11 protein-coding genes are annotated in these 16,800 nt (G+C 46.2%); all 11 read left to right on the forward strand.

Annotated features, from left to right (window positions below; genetic code table 11):
• Positions 1–99: 99 nt before the first annotated feature.
• The 11 genes from FHS68_RS03200 to FHS68_RS03250 all read left to right on the forward strand — a co-directional run bounded on the left by FHS68_RS03200 (position 100) and on the right by FHS68_RS03250 (position 16,715).
• A complete protein-coding gene (locus FHS68_RS03200; RefSeq protein ID WP_208408147.1) occupies positions 100–1,863 on the forward strand; it encodes a hypothetical protein in 1,764 nt (587 codons plus the stop codon).
• Positions 1,860–2,912, forward strand: a complete 1,053-nt coding sequence (locus FHS68_RS03205; protein ID WP_167267153.1) for a glycoside hydrolase family protein — start codon at positions 1,860–1,862, stop codon at positions 2,910–2,912. Before FHS68_RS03200 ends, FHS68_RS03205 begins: the two co-directional genes overlap by 4 nt.
• A gap of 146 nt (positions 2,913–3,058) precedes the next feature.
• Positions 3,059–4,126: a phage tail-like protein gene (locus tag FHS68_RS03210; RefSeq protein WP_167267155.1), complete on the forward strand. Its 1,068-nt coding sequence runs from the start codon at positions 3,059–3,061 to the stop codon at positions 4,124–4,126.
• A gap of 33 nt (positions 4,127–4,159) precedes the next feature.
• The gene (locus FHS68_RS03215) at positions 4,160–5,161 is read left to right on the forward strand and encodes a T9SS type A sorting domain-containing protein (protein ID WP_167267156.1); all 1,002 of its coding nucleotides are present in this window, start codon (positions 4,160–4,162) and stop codon (positions 5,159–5,161) included.
• A 152-nt stretch (positions 5,162–5,313) separates the two neighbouring features.
• Entirely contained in the window at positions 5,314–6,405 is a 1,092-nt protein-coding gene (locus FHS68_RS03220) for a phage tail-like protein (RefSeq protein WP_167267158.1), read from the forward strand.
• A gap of 79 nt (positions 6,406–6,484) precedes the next feature.
• A complete protein-coding gene (locus tag FHS68_RS03225) occupies positions 6,485–8,479 on the forward strand; it encodes a glycoside hydrolase family 140 protein (RefSeq protein ID WP_167267160.1) in 1,995 nt (664 codons plus the stop codon).
• 163 nt (positions 8,480–8,642) lie between these two features.
• The gene (locus tag FHS68_RS03230; RefSeq protein ID WP_167267162.1) at positions 8,643–9,746 is read left to right on the forward strand and encodes a phage tail-like protein; all 1,104 of its coding nucleotides are present in this window, start codon (positions 8,643–8,645) and stop codon (positions 9,744–9,746) included.
• A gap of 45 nt (positions 9,747–9,791) precedes the next feature.
• The gene (locus FHS68_RS03235; RefSeq protein WP_167267163.1) at positions 9,792–10,808 is read left to right on the forward strand and encodes a T9SS type A sorting domain-containing protein; all 1,017 of its coding nucleotides are present in this window, start codon (positions 9,792–9,794) and stop codon (positions 10,806–10,808) included.
• A 219-nt stretch (positions 10,809–11,027) separates the two neighbouring features.
• Positions 11,028–14,630 carry a PVC-type heme-binding CxxCH protein gene (locus FHS68_RS03240; RefSeq protein WP_167267165.1) on the forward strand — a complete coding sequence of 1,201 codons (3,603 nt, stop codon included), beginning with the start codon at positions 11,028–11,030 and terminating at the stop codon, positions 14,628–14,630.
• Between the two features lie 30 nt (positions 14,631–14,660).
• A complete protein-coding gene (locus FHS68_RS03245) occupies positions 14,661–15,866 on the forward strand; it encodes an FG-GAP repeat domain-containing protein (RefSeq protein ID WP_167267166.1) in 1,206 nt (401 codons plus the stop codon).
• Between the two features lie 3 nt (positions 15,867–15,869).
• Positions 15,870–16,715, forward strand: coding sequence for a sugar phosphate isomerase/epimerase family protein (locus tag FHS68_RS03250; protein ID WP_167267168.1), 846 nt, complete (start codon positions 15,870–15,872; stop codon positions 16,713–16,715).
• Positions 16,716–16,800: the final 85 nt, after the last annotated feature.

Genomic DNA, 16,800 nt, shown 5'->3' on the forward strand with positions numbered 1-16,800 from the left:
CACAATGTAAAAAAGCTTGGTGCCTAGCAAGTGACGTGCTTCGACCGCCCGGCGGCCCGGTGCGCTCAGCATGACAATTAAAAATTCCTAAATCCAAAAATGAAAATCACGCTAACAATCACCTTCAGTCTTCTTGCTGGAATTCTTTTCGCCCAAAACCTCACCGCTACCGACGCAGTAGGCCGCACCCTGCCTTCCCACGCCGAAGTAGGTGATTTGAAAAAGGACAAATTCGTAGCATTGTTTTACTGGACGTGGCACACGCAACAGGCGAAGAATAATCCACCATTTAATGTGACGGAATACCTGGCGCGGGACCCAAAGGCGATACACGATTTCCAAAATCCGATCTGGCCCAAGCGCAGCAGTCCATGGTTTTGGGCGGAGCCGCTGTTTGGGTATTATGTCAATACCGACGAGTGGCTGCTGCGGAAACATGCCGAAATGCTGGCGGATGCGGGTGTGGATATGATCATTTTTGATTGTACCAATGGGAACGTGACCTGGAAAGAATCGTACATGAAGCTTTGTGAAGTTTTTACAAAAGCTCGTAAAGACGGCATCAAAACGCCTCAGATATCATTTATGCTGCCTTTTTGGACGACAGATGGCGGGAAGGAGATCATCAGGGAAATTTACAATGACCTTTACAAACCAGGTAAGTACAAAGACCTGTGGTTTATATGGAGAGGGAAACCTTTCATCATGGCTTCCCCCGAATTCACTGAACCGATCAAAGGAAAAGCGGCCGAACCGGCATCGGAAAAGGAAATGCGCGAGTTCTTCACATTCCGACCCGGACAGCCGGTTTACAACAAAGGCCCTGAAAAGCCCGATCATTGGGGCTGGCTGGAAATCGCGCCCCAGCATGGTTTTAAGAAAAATGAAAACGGCGGTTTCGAACAGGCAACCGTGGGTGTCGCGCAAAACTGGAACAAAGAGCGTGGTTTGACCGCATTGAATGCTCCCGGTTCTTTTGGAAGGAGTTACACCAATTCAAAAGGACAGATTACCGAGCCGGGAGCGGTTAATTATGGCCATAATTTTCAGGAACAATGGGACCGTGCATTGGAGATCAATCCTGAATTGGTATTTCTGACTGGCTGGAATGAATGGATTGCGGGACGTTATGATACCTGGCAGCAGCAAACCAATGCTTTTCCGGACGAGTTCGACCAGGAAGGCAGCCGCGACATTGAACCGATGAAAGGCGGACATGGGGATAACTATTATTATCAGATGGTTTCCAATATCCGACGCTTCAAAGGATTACCCGCGCCAATACCCGCTTCGGCTGCCACGACCATCACCATTGACGGCAAATTTAACGATTGGGAAAAGGTAACCCCTGACTTTGCGGCGCACAAGGGAAATACAGTCCATCGCGACAGTCCGGGCTGGGGTAGTTTGATTTACAAAAACAATACTGGACGAAACGACATTGTTTTAGCCAAAATCGCGCGGGATACCGACAATATTTATTTCTATGTAGAAACCGCCGCGCCGCTGACGCCCAAAGGAGATCCTGGCTGGATGCGGCTTTTTATCAATGTGGATAACGATAAAAATACCGGCTGGGAGGGATACGATTTTGTAGTTAACCGCCTTAATCCGGGGCAAAAGGCAATCATTGAGAAAACGGACGCTTCCTGGAATTGGGAAAAAGCAGGCGAAGTCGAATATTCGGTTAACCAGAATAAATTGGAATTAAAAATTCCTAAATCTGTACTTATTATCAGCGGCGAGCCGGATTTTGAATTTAAGTGGAGCGACAATATGCAAGAGCAGGGAAACATCATGGATTTCTGGATCAACGGCGACGTCGCACCGGCCGGGAGGTTTAACTATCATTATAAGCCATGAAAAAATTATTGTTTAGTTTGATAGCCTTGCATTTACCCGCATGGCTATTTGCGCAAAGTCAGGGTTATATCGACGGGCGACCTGCTGCAACATTACGTATGGATTTCAAAGACGCTGGAATTGTCATGCACTATGGCGACGGACCCGACAGCTGCGACACATACGGGGCGCGGGAAGCGGTCGTCAATAAAGAAGGCGATACTTACTATCTGTTTTATGACGGGGCGGGCAGTAAAGGCTGGATTTCCTGTCTCGCAGAAAGCAAGGATTTGACCAGCTGGACCAAAAAAGGTACTGTCCTGACATTGGGAGATTCTACTAAGAACGATTTCAAAAGCGCCTCTTCACCCTGGGTAGTGAAGGAAAAAGATACCTGGCATATGTTCTACATTGGTACGCCCAATACCACACCGCCGCCCTACCGAATTCCGGCATTTCCATATCTGACGATGAAGGCGCAGGCTAAGTCGCTCCGGGGGCCGTGGATCAAGCAATATGATGTGACGCCTTTGCCGCCGAAGGGAAATAGCTACTATACCGTTACTTCCAGTCCGGGTTTTATTGTTAAAAATAAAGGCGAATACATTCAGTTTTTTAGCGGCGCGACGCAGGATGACAAAGTCATTCGGCGGACGCTCGGCATCGCCCGAACCAAGGACCTGAATGCTTCCTGGAAAATCGAAGAAAAGCCAATCTTCCTACTGACCGAACAGGTCGAAAACTCCTCCGTTTATTATGAAGAGGAAACGAAAACCTGGTTTTTGTTTACGAACCACATTGGTATCAATGATAAAAAAGAAGAATATACCGACGCGATCTGGGTGTATTGGACCAGGGACATCAATCATTGGGATGCCAGCCAAAAGGCAATTGCATTGGACAGCCAAAATTCCGTGTGGGCGCATGGCGCGATAGGTATGCCTTCCGTCATCCGCGTTGGTAAAAAGCTGGCTTTGTTATATGATGCCGTCGAAGGCAGCAGTACCTCGCATATGCAGCGGAGTATTGGTTTGGCCTGGATAGGATTGCCGCTGCGCATTCCGCAATAACTTACGGAAACTACAAACCGTTCGATATTTGAAACGACCGCCTGATCATTTGTTTCTGCTCAAAACCCCTTGCTGTTATACTTTCCTTTTCAACTTTTTACAAAAGAGGAAACTGTATAGCAACATTTACAAAACAAGGGAATCAAATGAAAAATCACGATCAACTAAGAGTAATCAGACAGACGTTAGCATCATTTTTGATGACCGCTAATTTTTTCCTACTTGCCCCGTCATTTATCCTGGGGCAGAGCGTCGGGATTGGGACGCTAAATCCTGATCCCAGTGCGGCATTACAAATTTTTAGCAATAACAAGGGTGTTCTGTTCCCAGTCGTTTCAATTCAGAATTCATCCGATAAAACCACAATTCCGAATCCTGCACCTGGGTTAGTAATTTATAATAACAACGGATCTTACCCATCTGGCAGAGGGCATTACTACAATGCTGGGTCTAATAATTCTCCAGACTGGACTCCCTTATCAGAATTCAAATTACCGTATTACAGAGCCCCAAGTTCGCCAACCGTCAATTTTACTATTGAAAACTATGCAGATAATGCTGCTGCCGGAGCCATTCGTGGTTTTTCGCAGAAATCAACAGGTGTGCACGGCGAAAGTGTAACCGGCATCGGCGTTCTTGCCAAAAATGTATTTGGTACCGCATTAGAAGTGGATGGGAGAATGAAAATATCAGGAATCGGGCAGACCCCTGCGGCAGGGAAAGTGCTTACGAGTGATGCCAGCGGCAATGCGACATGGCAGGGAGCGGTGGCTTTTTCGGCGACTGGGGTCGTTGGGGGAGGGAGTCAGAAAATTGCAAAAGACGCTCAGTCAAGAGTTGCTTTTGCAAAGGAACAGTACGACCTGGGAGGAAATTATAATGTTTCTAACGGATCTCCCCATAGCACATTTATTGCACCAGTAAACGGTATTTATCATTTTAATGCTTCAATAACCTGGATAGAAATAAGTTTAGATTCATATATCAGTAGTTTAAGATTTATAAGGAAGAGAGGCAATGACGAAGTGAATTTAAGCGAAACCTCTCTGTCGAATCAGGATGGCGTAAACTCATTAATATTATCAATTGATTGCCAGCTGCAACAGGGAGATCAGATTTATGTCGAGGTCATTCAGAATACTTATGATTATATGGATCTTAGTACCGATGACTCCGCCAGCCACTTTTCGGGGAGACTGGTTGTTAAAAACTAGTTTTCCTCACTATCTCATCACGGACAAACAACCATGAAAAAACACGCAATCATAACCACCCTGCTCCTCCTGCTTCTAACAAGCAATATCCAGGCGCAATTCACTTCTTCGGCGCATTTCAATGTGAAAAGCGGCACGCAGCTATTTATTGACGGGCTTACATTCGTACCGTCTGCTGATATGGACCTCGAAGGAAAAGCAATTACGGTGAGCGATGTGCCGATTCCTGGCAAACCTGTTGCAAGCATCAAGCGGGTTTACACATTAAATCAAGCTTTAACCATTTCCGGAAATGTCGGGATCCGTTACATTGATCCCGATGAAATGAATGGGAATACGGAAGACTTGCTGGTATTGGCATTTAAGGAAGCAGCCGGGGCCAATTACATTACGTCTCCCACCAGCACCGTGCAACCTAACCTGAACCATGTTTTGGAGACGGTCAACAAAAGTTTTGTAAATGTTACTGCCGTCAATGCCAATGCGGTATTTCCTGTAAAGCTGGTGGATTTCACGGCTGCCAAAGAAGAAAATGCGGTAATGCTGAAATGGAGAACATCGGAAGAGGAAAACAGCCATTACTTTGAAATACAGCGCGGTAACGATGGGAAGAACTGGGAGGCGCTTGGTAAAGTGGAGTCGGCCGGGGCCAGCAAAAATTTGCTTTCCTATACTTTTCGGGACAATGATCCGCTTGTGGGGATTAACCTTTACCGCCTCAAAATGGTCGACCATGATAAAAGCTTTGCATACAGCCAGATCAGAATTGTGAATTTTGAAAGCCAAACCGCTTTTAAAGTTTTCCCCAATCCCGCAGCCGGGCTTATTCAAATTGATACGGATGACTGGTTGAAAGTAAAAACCATTGAGGTGATCAATTCCTTGGGTAGGACTGTGAGGACATTGGATGTTGCCAAAACCGGAAGTATTTCCAAAAAAGAAATGAACCTGCAAATGTTGTCAGCAGGTACTTACATCATCAAGATGCTTTTGACCGATGGGACATTCAAAACAACGCAGATTGTGAAGAACTGAAAAAATAGGTAAATGGCAAGATATCAGACCGTTGGATATTTGCAGCGACCGGCTGCTCACTCATTGCTAATACGCTCCATTTGCTGTTATACTTTCATCTCCAACTTTTTACAAAAAGAGGAAATCGTATAACACATTTACAAAACAAGGGTATGAAAAATCAAAATCAATTAAGCGTAATCAGACAAGGGGTAGCATCATTCATCATGGGTGCTACCCTTTTTGTATTTGCCCAGGCAAGTGTACTGGGACAAAATGTTGGAATTGGGACAACAACCCCTGATCCGAGTGCATTACATATTGATGCCAAAGGTAAGGGAGTGCTTTTTCCCAGTACTTACCTTGATAGTGAGACTGACGACAGCAATGTTCCCAAACCCGCCACTAACCTTCTTGTTTTTAATACAAGCAACTCCTTAGGTTCCGGAGCAGGACTTTATTACAATGCAGGCACACCAGCACTGCCCAACTGGACGCCCACATTTGGATTGAAACTGCCGTATTTCAACTCACTAAATTCTCCAACGGTCAATTTCACTGTTGAAAATTATGAAACCAGTACTGCCTCCGGCGCTATCCGCGGTTTTTCGTCGGCATCAACGGGCGTGCACGGCGAAAGCGTTGTAGGCGTAGGCGTTCTTGCAAGAAATCTTTCTGGACTCGGCGGTGCTGCATTGGAAGTAGACGGTAAAATGAAGATAGCAGGAACCGGGCACTTACCTGCTGTCGGTAAGGTGCTTACAAGTGATGCAAGTGGCAATGCGACCTGGGAGGGAGCGGTCGCCTTTGCTGTGAACGGCATTAAGGACGGGAGTTTCCAAATCCCCAGACAAACTAACACAAAGGTTGAATTTAAAAGTGTTGAATACGACCTGGGAGGAAATTACGACGGGACGAATAGTACGTTCAAAGTACCGACCACCGGGATTTATCATCTGGAATCAGTGATATCATGGTTGCCAACTGCATTTCCTGTTCCTGAAAAAAACTTTCGGGCAATGGTCAATATTGATAGAACGAGGAATGGTTCAACAAAAACGATACTTCACGAAGATGCCACCGTTGAAATGTTGCAAGATCCAGATTTCCCAGCTCAATCTTTCAATTTGTCGATTGATTGTTTGCTTCAAAAAGATGATCAAATACATGTATGGGTATACTACAATTCAGATGAACCCTTTCTGTATCTAGGTACACCGGAGTCCTACACCAGATTTTCAGGTAGGCTGGTTATCAAACAATAGCAGTGACTTTGCAGGATCCAGGGGCGATTGTTTTTTGAATTGGACGAACTTCAAACTAAATTGGCTCAAAAGAGATTACATGAATTTTTTACGCCGCGTACTTCTTTCCTCGCTCCTCCTATTTGCTTGCTTACCGACTTCTGCGGCGGTGCCTGTACACATCTGGGAAATGCAGGAGCTTACATTTACTGCCATCAATACCTATAAAAATCCATACACTGAGCTGACCGTATGGATAGACCTAACTGGTCCGGGATTTAAAAAACGTATTTACGGATTCTGGGATGGCGGCAATACATTCCGTGTGCGGCTGGTCGCTACCAAAGCAGGCAACTGGACCTGGAAAAGTGGATCGAGTCCGAATGATCCTGGACTTTCTGGCAAGGCAGGTTCCTTTACGGCTGTTGCTTGGAGTGAGAAAGAAAAATTGGACAACCCACTAAGGCGCGGCTTCATAAAAGCATCACCTAACAACCATGCTTTAAATTTCGCGGACGGTACACCATACCTGGCCATTGGTGATACCTGGTTTTCCCTTGGGGCCAACCGGTTCAAATGGTATGATGATGAAATTAAAAGACCCATTGGTCCAAAGGCTGGGTTTAAAGATTACGTCCGCCTTCGAAAGGCGCAGGGCTACAATTGGGTGAGTATGATCGCCGCGTATCCTAACTGGAAGACCGATGACAGTACTTACACGATGGTATTAGCTGATTCTGCCAAAACAACCTTACGATCGGCCTGGGAAGAGTTTGGGACGGGCAGCGCCAAGAACATGGACAATGAAGGAGGAAGGCCTTTTTTGTTCCCGGGGAAAGTGCCCGGCTACGAAAATTATTTCCCCGATATGGACCGGCTCAACCCGGCATATTTCAAATACATCGACAGGAAGATCGCTTACCTCAATGCAAACGGAATAATCCCTTTCATGGAAGCGACCAGGCGGGATGCCAGCCTCCTCTGGTTTAAATACTACCGATGGCCCGATTCCTATTCACGTTTTCTCCAATACTTCTATTCACGTTATCAGGCTTACAATACGGTACTTAGTCCGGTTCATCTCGACATCATTTCCAAAACCGTAAGCCCGGACGATTTTGTTACTTCGATCAAAGACGTTGAAGAAAGGTTTGGCCCCCTTCCGTTTGAAAACCTGTTATCCGCTAACGCCAACCCATCCACGCTCGAAAATTGGGGCGAAGATTCTTGGGTGACATTGCACCAGACTGGCAATCAACGGGAGCACAATAATTATTGGTACCTGACCGAAATCTATAATCTCAAAAATCCAAAACCTGCGCTAAATGGCGAGCCTTATTATTCTGGCTATAAAGACAACAGAGGAAAGGATGGTGTGAATTACACCCGCGGCGCTGACGGCGGGACCGAGCATGATAATGAGATTGTGCGATCAGGAACTTATGGAAGCTTTCTTTCCGGCGGACTTGCGGGTCATGTGTATGGGGCAGAAGGAATATGGGGCGGCGATATAGAACCAGCAGCGCCCATTCACATGTGGGACGCCTTCAAATGGCGGTCTGCTGCAGAAATGCAATACCTGAAAACCTTCGCTTTTTCTATCGGGCGTAGGTACCAGGAGCTTGTACCATTGGCAGACCTGGTGTCGCCCAATAAAACCCATGACATATTGAGTTATGAAGGCTGGGCTTATTGTGCCCGCACGCCGGATGAGCATATTTTTATGGTGTATTTTGAAAAGGGTTGTCCGCAAGCAGAGATCCGGGGTTGCAGGCTCAACAGCGTATATAGTGCTCAGTGGTTCAATCCACGCAACGGTACTTGGATCAATGTGGGGGATGGCCAATTGGTCTCCGGAAAAACAGGAATTATTAAACTTCCGGAATTACCATCTGCAACAGACTGGGGATTAAAATTAATCTACAAAGGCGAGCGGGACATCAACATTACATACCAGGAATACACTATTGTACGTGAGTCAAAACTCACAAGAATCAAAAGGCTTTGGCCCATACTGGTTGCAGGTGGTATTCTAATATTAGTGATCGCTTCGTGGCGGATGAGACGAAGGAAAAACAAAAAAACATCTTTCTAACTTAGCTTAAAAGCGGTAGCATCCGGTCACTACTAACCGTTTGATATACACAACGACCGGCAGATCAATCGTTTCTACTCCCTTGCTTGTGCTGTTATACTTTCATTCTCAACTTTTTACAAAAGAGGAAATCGTATAACACATTCACAAAACAAGGAAAGAAATGAAAAACCAGAATCTATCAAAAACAATTAGAAAAGGGGCGACATCATTCATCATGATCGTTGCCCTTTTTGCATTAAGCCGGGCAAGCCTGCTGGCACAGAATGTTGGCATTGGGACGACAACGCCCGATCCGAGTGCAGCGTTACATATTGATGCCAAGGGCAAGGGAGTGCTTTTTCCTAGTACTTACCTTGATAGTGAGACTGACGACAGCAATGTTCCCAAACCAGCCACTAACCTTTTTGTTTTTAATACAAGCAACTCCTTAGGTTCCGGGGCAGGACTTTATTACAATGCAGGCACACCAGCACTGCCCAACTGGACGCCCACATTTGGATTGAAACTGCCGTACTTCAACTCACTAAATTCTCCAACGGTCAATTTCACTGTCGAAAATTATGAAACATTTGCTACCTCCGGCGCTATCCGCGGTTTTGCGTCTGCATCAGCGGGTGTGCAAGGCGAAAGTGTCGTAGGCACAGGCGTTCTTGCGAAAAACGTTTCTGGACTCGGTAATGCTTTGGAAGTGGACGGTAAAATGAAGATAGCCGGAGCCGGGCAGTCTCCTGGATTAGGTAAAGTGCTAATGAGTGATGCGAGTGGCAATGCGACCTGGGAGGGAGCGGTGGCTTTTTCGGTGGCTGGCCTTGTGTACGAGACTTCCATAATCCCCGCAGCAACTCACCAAAAAATTGCTTTTAAGGATGTTGAATATGACCTCGGAGGAAATTATAAAAATATGAATGGTACTCCAAATAATACGTTCGTAGTACCTACCACCGGGATTTATCATTTTGACGTATCGGTTGGTTGGAACGCAACTGATGATTTAGGTGATGACTTTCAAACGTATCTTAAGATTATTAAGAAGCCGTATAATTTTATATCATCTTTCGATTTATTTTCCGAAGGAGGCGTTATTTCTGTGTTACCAGTTGCAGTATTGCAACATCAATCTATTAGTATATCGCATGATTTTTTGCTTCATAAAGATGACCAAATAAGTGTTTCGGTATACCATAACTCGGATAAACCTATTGTGAACCTAAAGACATCAGAAGTCCACAGCAGATTTTCCGGTAGGCTTATTATGAAGCAATAGCAGTGACTTTGGTTGAGACATACTTAAACAAACGATACGACAACTATGAAAAAATATATAATTATAAACAGCCTGCTCCTCTACCTGCTTCTGACAAGCGGCATCAAGGCGCAATTCACTTCTTCGGGCGACTTCCGTGTTAAAAGTGGCACATCGTTATTTATTGATGGGCTGGTATTAATACCTTCTGCTGATATGGATCTGGCAGGGACAACCATAACGGTAAGTGATGTGCCGGTTCCTGGCAATCCTTTTTCAAGCATCAAGCGGGTTTATACTTTGACCAATCCATTAACGACTTTGGGATACGTGGGGATCCGTTACATTGATCCCGACGAATTGAATGGGAATACGGAGGGCGCATTGGTGCTGGCATTTAAGGAAACGGACGGGGCTAATTATGTTACTTCAACAAACGGCAGTAGTGCAGTGTCTTTAGGTTTGAACGAAGTCGGGGAAGTTGAAACGGTCGGCAAAACCTTTGTAAACCTGACTGCGGTCAGCGCCAAAACGTCGCTTCCTGTAACACTGGCGGATTTTACGGCTAGCAAAGAAGAAAATGGGGTAACGTTGAAATGGAGGACATCGGAAGAGGAAAACAGCAATTTCTTTGAAATACAGCGCGGTATTGATGGGAAGAATTGGGAGGCGCTGGGTCAGGTGGAGTCGGCCGGGGTCAGCAAGAAATTGCTCTCCTATACTTTTCGGGACATTGATCCGCTTGCAGGGGTTAACCTTTACCGCCTCAAAATGGTCGACCATGATAACAGCTTTGCATACAGCCAGATCAGAAATGTGAATTTTGAGAGTGTTTCCGCATTTAATGTTTACCCTAATCCTGCGGCAGGACTAATTCAAATTGATACGGATGATTGGCTGAAAGTAAAATCCATTGAGGTGATCAATTCGCTGGGTATGACCGTGAGGACATTGGATGTAGCAAAAACCGGAAGTGCTTCCAAAAAAGAGATGAATCTGCAAACGCTGTCAGCCGGTGTTTATATTATCAAAATGCTTTTGGCCGACGGAACATTTAAAACAACCCAAATTGTGAAGAACTGAGGCATTTCATCAGCATATTTTACAAAGCTGAACTTATTAATCGCCCCTCTTTTTTTCAATTGCCGTTGGCTTAAGCCGACGGCAATTGAAAAAAAGAAGGGCGATTGTTTTTCGAGACTTCTCACAGTAAAAATCATCTCATTCCGGGTTTTGTTAGCAATGCAATTTTGTTAAGAAATATTCCTAAACACTCAGAATCAATACCTTTTCCCGGATTTTATGCTTACAGCACGAAACGTTAAAGATGCTGGCGTTGCCCTTTTTACCGCGTCCCTGATTTTATATGCGCAAAGCTGCAGCGCACCCAAAAATAAGTCGGCCAAACCGGCCGCAGGCAAAACCAGCGCAACTCCTCCGGCCGACATTTACGCAGAGCACATCCGCACCAGCACATTCCAGACGCCTGAACAGGAAAAGCTTTCTTTCCAGCTTCCAGCCGGATTTGAAATAACACTTTTTGCCTCCGAGCCGGACATTACCAAACCCATCAACATGGAGTTTGACGACCGCGGAAGGCTTTGGGTAACCCAATCTTCGGAGTACCCGGTTGCTGCTGGAATGGGGGACGGAAAAGACAGGATCACGATCCTGGAAGATAAAAATGGCGATGGTAAGGCTGAAACTTTCACGCATTTCGACGATAACCTCAATATCCCGATCGGCATTATGCCCGTTTCCGACGGGGCCATTGCGTACAGCATTCCCAATCTGTACCATTTCAAAGACTCTAATAACGATGGCAAAGCGGATAGCAAAAGTATCCTGCTAGGTAACTTCGGGCATAAAGACACCCACGGGATGGTCAACAACCTCATGCGCGGGTATGATGGCTGGCTGCATGTATGCCACGGTTTTTCCAATACTTCCAATGTGGCCGGAACGGATGGGGATACCATTAAAATGACTTCGGGGAATACTTTCCGGGTCAAACTGGATGGCAGTCATGTGGAGCAGACTACATTCGGGAGGGTTAATCCGTTTGGTTACGCTTACGATGAAAGAGGATATTTGTATTCGGTGGATTGCCATACCAAGCCGATCACTCAATTGATATTCGGCGGCGATTATCCGCATTTTGGTAAGAAAGCACCGGTCGGGCTGGGCTTTGCACCCGAAATGATGAGCTATGACCTGGGTTCAACCGCATTGGCCGGGCTGGTTTACTACACCGGTACGCAATATCCGGAACAATATCGAAACAGCTTTTTCACCGGCGACGTGGTAACCTGCCGCATGGACCGCAATACCATTTCCTACAAAGGTTCGACACCGGTTTCCAAAAAAGAAGAACCATTTCTGATCAGCAAAGATCCCTGGTTTCGTCCCGTCGACGTGAAATTGGGCCCTGATGGTGCATTGTACATCGCCGATTTCTACAACCGGATCATTGGCCATTATGAAGTCGCATTAAACCACCCTGGCCGCGACAGATTGAGTGGACGGATCTGGAAGATTACTTACAAAGGCGATCAGCCGCATCAGGATATGCCGGTAACCGATTGGTCGAAGGCCACGATTGATCAATTGATCGCGGGCTTAAAACACCCTCAACTGAACACGCGGCTAAAAGTAGCCGACCGGCTGGTTGATACCTGGAAAGAAAAGGCGATTGATCCTGTCATGGCATCGCTGGCGTCCAATGCGGAGGAGCAGATCCCGAATGTACACGCATTGTGGGTATTGCACAGATTGAATGCATTGGATAATACTGCATTGTATAAGGCGCTGAATCATCATAATCCAATAGTACAGGTACATGCGCTCCGGATCCTTTTGGAAAGAAAATCTTTGACAATAGAAAACAGGCCAGCCGTTTTGAAAGCATTATCTGCTACGGACCCATTTGTAAGACGCACCGCTGCCGAAATCCTCTCACGTTTTCCAAACGGCGAAAATCTGGTGCCTTTGATGGAGGTATATCAGAATGCAGATCCCGAGGACAGCCATTTGAAATACACGGCCATGCTCGGTGTGCGAAATAACCTTAAAGACCCAAGTGTAATGTGGAAAGTACCCGGTATCAACTGGAACGAAAGCCAGCTGGCATTGCTGACCAAAGCAATGTTGGATGTACCGTCGACAGCCGCCGCCTCGTTCGTCCTTGATTATACCCTCGGACATGATTTGCTTTCCAAGGATTTGGTTAACAATTTGGAATATATAGGCAGGCATGTTTCGCCCTACCAGCTCGACAAAGCGATTGATCTGATCAATGCGAAGTTCGCCGACGATCCTGAAATACAATTATCATTATATAAGACCATTCAGGCCGGGGTTAAACAAAGCGGGGTGGAGCCAGGGCAGAAACTTATCAATTGGGGAACCAGCTTATCAACACGATTTCTATCGGCCATTTCTGAAAGCGGGGAAATCTGGAAAAGCAGGTTGCTTGGTAAAACGGGCGAACAGCTTAATCCCTGGACGGTTTCGGAGCGTTTTCTAGCGGATGTAATGCCGGCTTTCAGGATTATAGTTAGTGAAAAAAATGGTTATGCGGCGCGTGGCGCATTGTATTCGGTGCCTTTCAAGATACCTGCTACTTTGAAGATGAATGTTTTTGATAACGACATTCATAACCGGCCCGATAAAAAAGGTGTTTCGACGAATTCAGTAAAAATCAGGCTTGCGAATGGTGGAAAGGTAATAGCAGAATATCGCCTCAATCAGGTGGAAACCAGTCAATGGAAAGACTTGATTAAGAATACTACATTTAATTTGAATGCATACGAAGGCCAAATGGGCTATATTGAAGCGGTAGACAGTTCGGCTGCGGGCTCGGTTGGGTTTGGGAAATTGGAACCTGCGGTAGTGCAAATCCCTGCAAAAGCACCGTCGGTCATTTCCGAACAACGCATGATGGCTGCGGACATTGCAGGGGAGTATAAGATTAAGGCTTTGGAACCCAAGCTTAGGGAACTGGTCAAAGCTACCTGGCTTGATTATCGCGTGAGAAGTGCGGCTGCCGGAGCCTTAATGAATATGGACCCAAAAGGGAATGTGTCAGTGCTGGCGGAAGTTTTCAATGATCCTGCCGAACTGCCAATTCTCCGTGAAAAGCTGGCGGTATCCATGCAACAGGCATCATCGCCTTCTGTTTTTGAAATACTAAAAAAACAGCTGGCGGGAGGGGCTCGTAATCTGCAGGTTGTGATCGCGACGGTGTTGGCCAATAGTCAGGAGGGCATTACCTATCTTTTGAATGCATTTAAAGAGGAAGAGGCAAATCCGGACATTGCCAATGAGGTTCCCGTGAAAGAGCGATTTGGGATCAATGCTAATGCAGACCAGCGGAAACAGATGGATAAGTTCCTGGCTTCCGGCGCGGATGAACGCCTCGAAAGGCAGAAGCTGATCGATAGCAGAATTGCTGCATTTAAGCCTGCAACAGCATCGGCTGCCGCAGCACCGGCTGGCGGAGGATTAACGGATTATGGTAAAACGGTTTTTGTGCAGAATTGCAGCGCCTGTCATCAGATACAGGGTTCGGGCGGACTCGTTGGCCCACAACTGGACGGCATTGGAAACTGGGGCCACAAGGCATTAACCCAAAAGATTCTTGACCCGAACAGGAATATAACCGAGGCATTCCGGACTTATAACATTACGCTGAAGAATGATAAGACTCTGACGGGGCTATACCGCAGGACCGAGGGAGAAACAATGGTTTTCACGGATTTGGCAGGGCAGGAATTTACCGTGATTAAAAATGATATGAAAGAGTACCGCGCATCCAAATATACCCTCATGCCAGACCAGTTCCGAAACATTATCCCAGAAAAGGATTTTTACGCTTTGCTGGATTATTTGCTGAGTATTAAATGAAAAAAATGAAATCCTAAATCCGAAATAAAAATGCTTTTGACCAAAAACCGAATAAAATACCTTTGCCTGAGTTTTCTCGTCTTAATGTCTGTTGGGTATGCCAATGCGCAAACGAAGAAAGAAAAAGAGCTTGTTTTTAAAAAACAGGACCTTACTAAAAAATTCATTGCCGAAGGCGCGGCCATGGGTGATGTGAATAAGGATGGCAAGAAAGATGTGCTGGCAGGTGCTTACTGGTTTGAAGCCCCGAGTTGGAAGGCTCATGAACTCGCCAAGCCTGATTCATTCATAGTAAACGGAAGCTACAGCGATTCATTCCTGGATTTTGCATTGGATGTGGACCAGGACGGCTGGATAGACCTCATCCGGATCGATTGGCCGGGAAAAGCGGCTGTTTGGCATGAAAATCCGAAAGGAAAACCAGGTTACTGGCCCACGCATGTGATCCATTCTTCGGTTGGCAACGAATCACCGCAACTGGTGGATATTGATGGAGACGGCCGCCTGGACCTACTTTGCAATGACCCGACAGCCAAAAAGGTAATCTGGCTGAAATGTCCTTCTAAAAAGGGTGAAACGGCTTGGGAGAAATACATTATCAGCAATGATCCCGACAACGCAACCCATATGTACACGCATGGGATTGGATATGGGGATATTAATAAGGATGGCAAAAAAGATGTGGTCGTGCGGAACGGCTGGTGGGAAGGTCCGGCAGAAGGTCCAGCAAAACATCCAAAAGATGCGGATTGGAAATTTCACGCTGCCGACCTTGGCCAGGATGCTTCGCAAATGTATGTGATGGATTTGAATGGCGACGGGCTAAACGACGTTTTGAGCGCATCCGCACACAATTACGGCATCTGGTGGCACGAACAAATGAAAGATGCACAGGGTAACACGGATTGGAAACATCATGAGATCGATAAGTCATTCTCGCAAACGCACGGCGTAGCATTGGTAGACCTGAATAAGGACGGAAACCTCGATTTTGTGACGGGGAAGCGATATTTCGCCCATAGCGGTAATGATCCGGGCGAGTTCGAGCCTGCGGTGATCTGCTGGTTTGAGTATAAGCCCGGCAAAACACCAACCTGGATTAAGCATGAGATTGACTCTGATTCGGGTGTGGGATTGCACGTTACCGTAGAGGACATTAATAATGATGGCTTACTGGACATCGTGACCGGAAATAAAAAAGGGGTGAGGGTTTTCACGCAGCAGAAAGGGAAATAGCCCATGAAATTCGGGATCAATACGTATTTGTTTTCTTCACCTTTCACCAACGAAAGCGTTTCTTTCTTTCCAAAATTCAAGGAATGGGGATTTGATTTTGTGGAGATAGCAGTGGAGGATCCGGCTAACATTAATCCTGAATTTGTTCGAAAAGCATTGGATGACAATAAACTCGAATGTCGATCGGTATGTGCCGCAACCGGGCCGGGTCGTGACTTGCGAGGGAACCGAAAGGAGCAGATAACTTCGCTGGATTATGTCCGGGCGCTAATTGACATTGCACCTGTATTGGGTGCCAGACTTGTAGCCGGGCCCATTTATTCCGAAGTTGGCAGGGCCAATCTTGTTCCGGATGAAAAGAAGGAAAAGCAATGGAATATGGTAGTGAAGCATCTTCGGACGCTTGCTGCTTACGGTGAGGAAAGGAGCGTAAAACTTGCTATTGAGCCACTTAACCGCTATGAAACGGATTTTATCAATACCTGCGACCAGGCGCTGCATATGATAAGAGATGTAGGCAGCAATGCGCTACTTATACACCTGGACTCATTCCATATGAACCTGGAAGAAAAAGATCCTGCGCTGGCGATCAGAAAAGCCGGGGTCAAACTGGGATTACTTCACGCTTCCGGCAGCGACCGCGGTACCCCAGGCGGCGACCAGATCGACTGGTACCGCATCTTCGCCGCCCTCGACAACATTAATTATCAGGGCGACATCGTCATCGAATCATTTACGCCGGATGTGAAGGTCATTGCAAAAGCTGCCTCCATCTGGCGACAGATTGAGCTTTCCAAGGAATCTATTGCGGTTGACGGGTTAAGGTTTCTGAGATCGCTGGCTTTTTAGAGCGTTGTTATTTTGCTTATTTATAAAATAATAGTTGGTCAATCTTCAATTGATCAGGATAATTAACGGTAAATATCTAATTTGT

Source organism: Dyadobacter arcticus (assembly GCF_011762185.1).
Lineage (GTDB): Bacteria > Bacteroidota > Bacteroidia > Cytophagales > Spirosomataceae > Dyadobacter > Dyadobacter arcticus.

Bases quoted from the DNA above. Each gene is read 5' to 3' on its own strand.
- FHS68_RS03200 (WP_208408147.1), top strand. From the start codon at position 100: ATGAAAATCACGCTAACAATCACCTTCAGTCTTCTTGCTGGAATTCTT.
- FHS68_RS03205 (WP_167267153.1), top strand. From the start codon at position 1,860: ATGAAAAAATTATTGTTTAGTTTGATAGCCTTGCATTTACCCGCATGG.
- FHS68_RS03210 (WP_167267155.1), top strand. From the start codon at position 3,059: ATGAAAAATCACGATCAACTAAGAGTAATCAGACAGACGTTAGCATCA.
- FHS68_RS03215 (WP_167267156.1), top strand. From the start codon at position 4,160: ATGAAAAAACACGCAATCATAACCACCCTGCTCCTCCTGCTTCTAACA.
- FHS68_RS03220 (WP_167267158.1), top strand. From the start codon at position 5,314: ATGAAAAATCAAAATCAATTAAGCGTAATCAGACAAGGGGTAGCATCA.
- FHS68_RS03225 (WP_167267160.1), top strand. From the start codon at position 6,485: ATGAATTTTTTACGCCGCGTACTTCTTTCCTCGCTCCTCCTATTTGCT.
- FHS68_RS03230 (WP_167267162.1), top strand. From the start codon at position 8,643: ATGAAAAACCAGAATCTATCAAAAACAATTAGAAAAGGGGCGACATCA.
- FHS68_RS03235 (WP_167267163.1), top strand. From the start codon at position 9,792: ATGAAAAAATATATAATTATAAACAGCCTGCTCCTCTACCTGCTTCTG.
- FHS68_RS03240 (WP_167267165.1), top strand. From the start codon at position 11,028: ATGCTTACAGCACGAAACGTTAAAGATGCTGGCGTTGCCCTTTTTACC.
- FHS68_RS03245 (WP_167267166.1), top strand. From the start codon at position 14,661: ATGCTTTTGACCAAAAACCGAATAAAATACCTTTGCCTGAGTTTTCTC.
- FHS68_RS03250 (WP_167267168.1), top strand. From the start codon at position 15,870: ATGAAATTCGGGATCAATACGTATTTGTTTTCTTCACCTTTCACCAAC.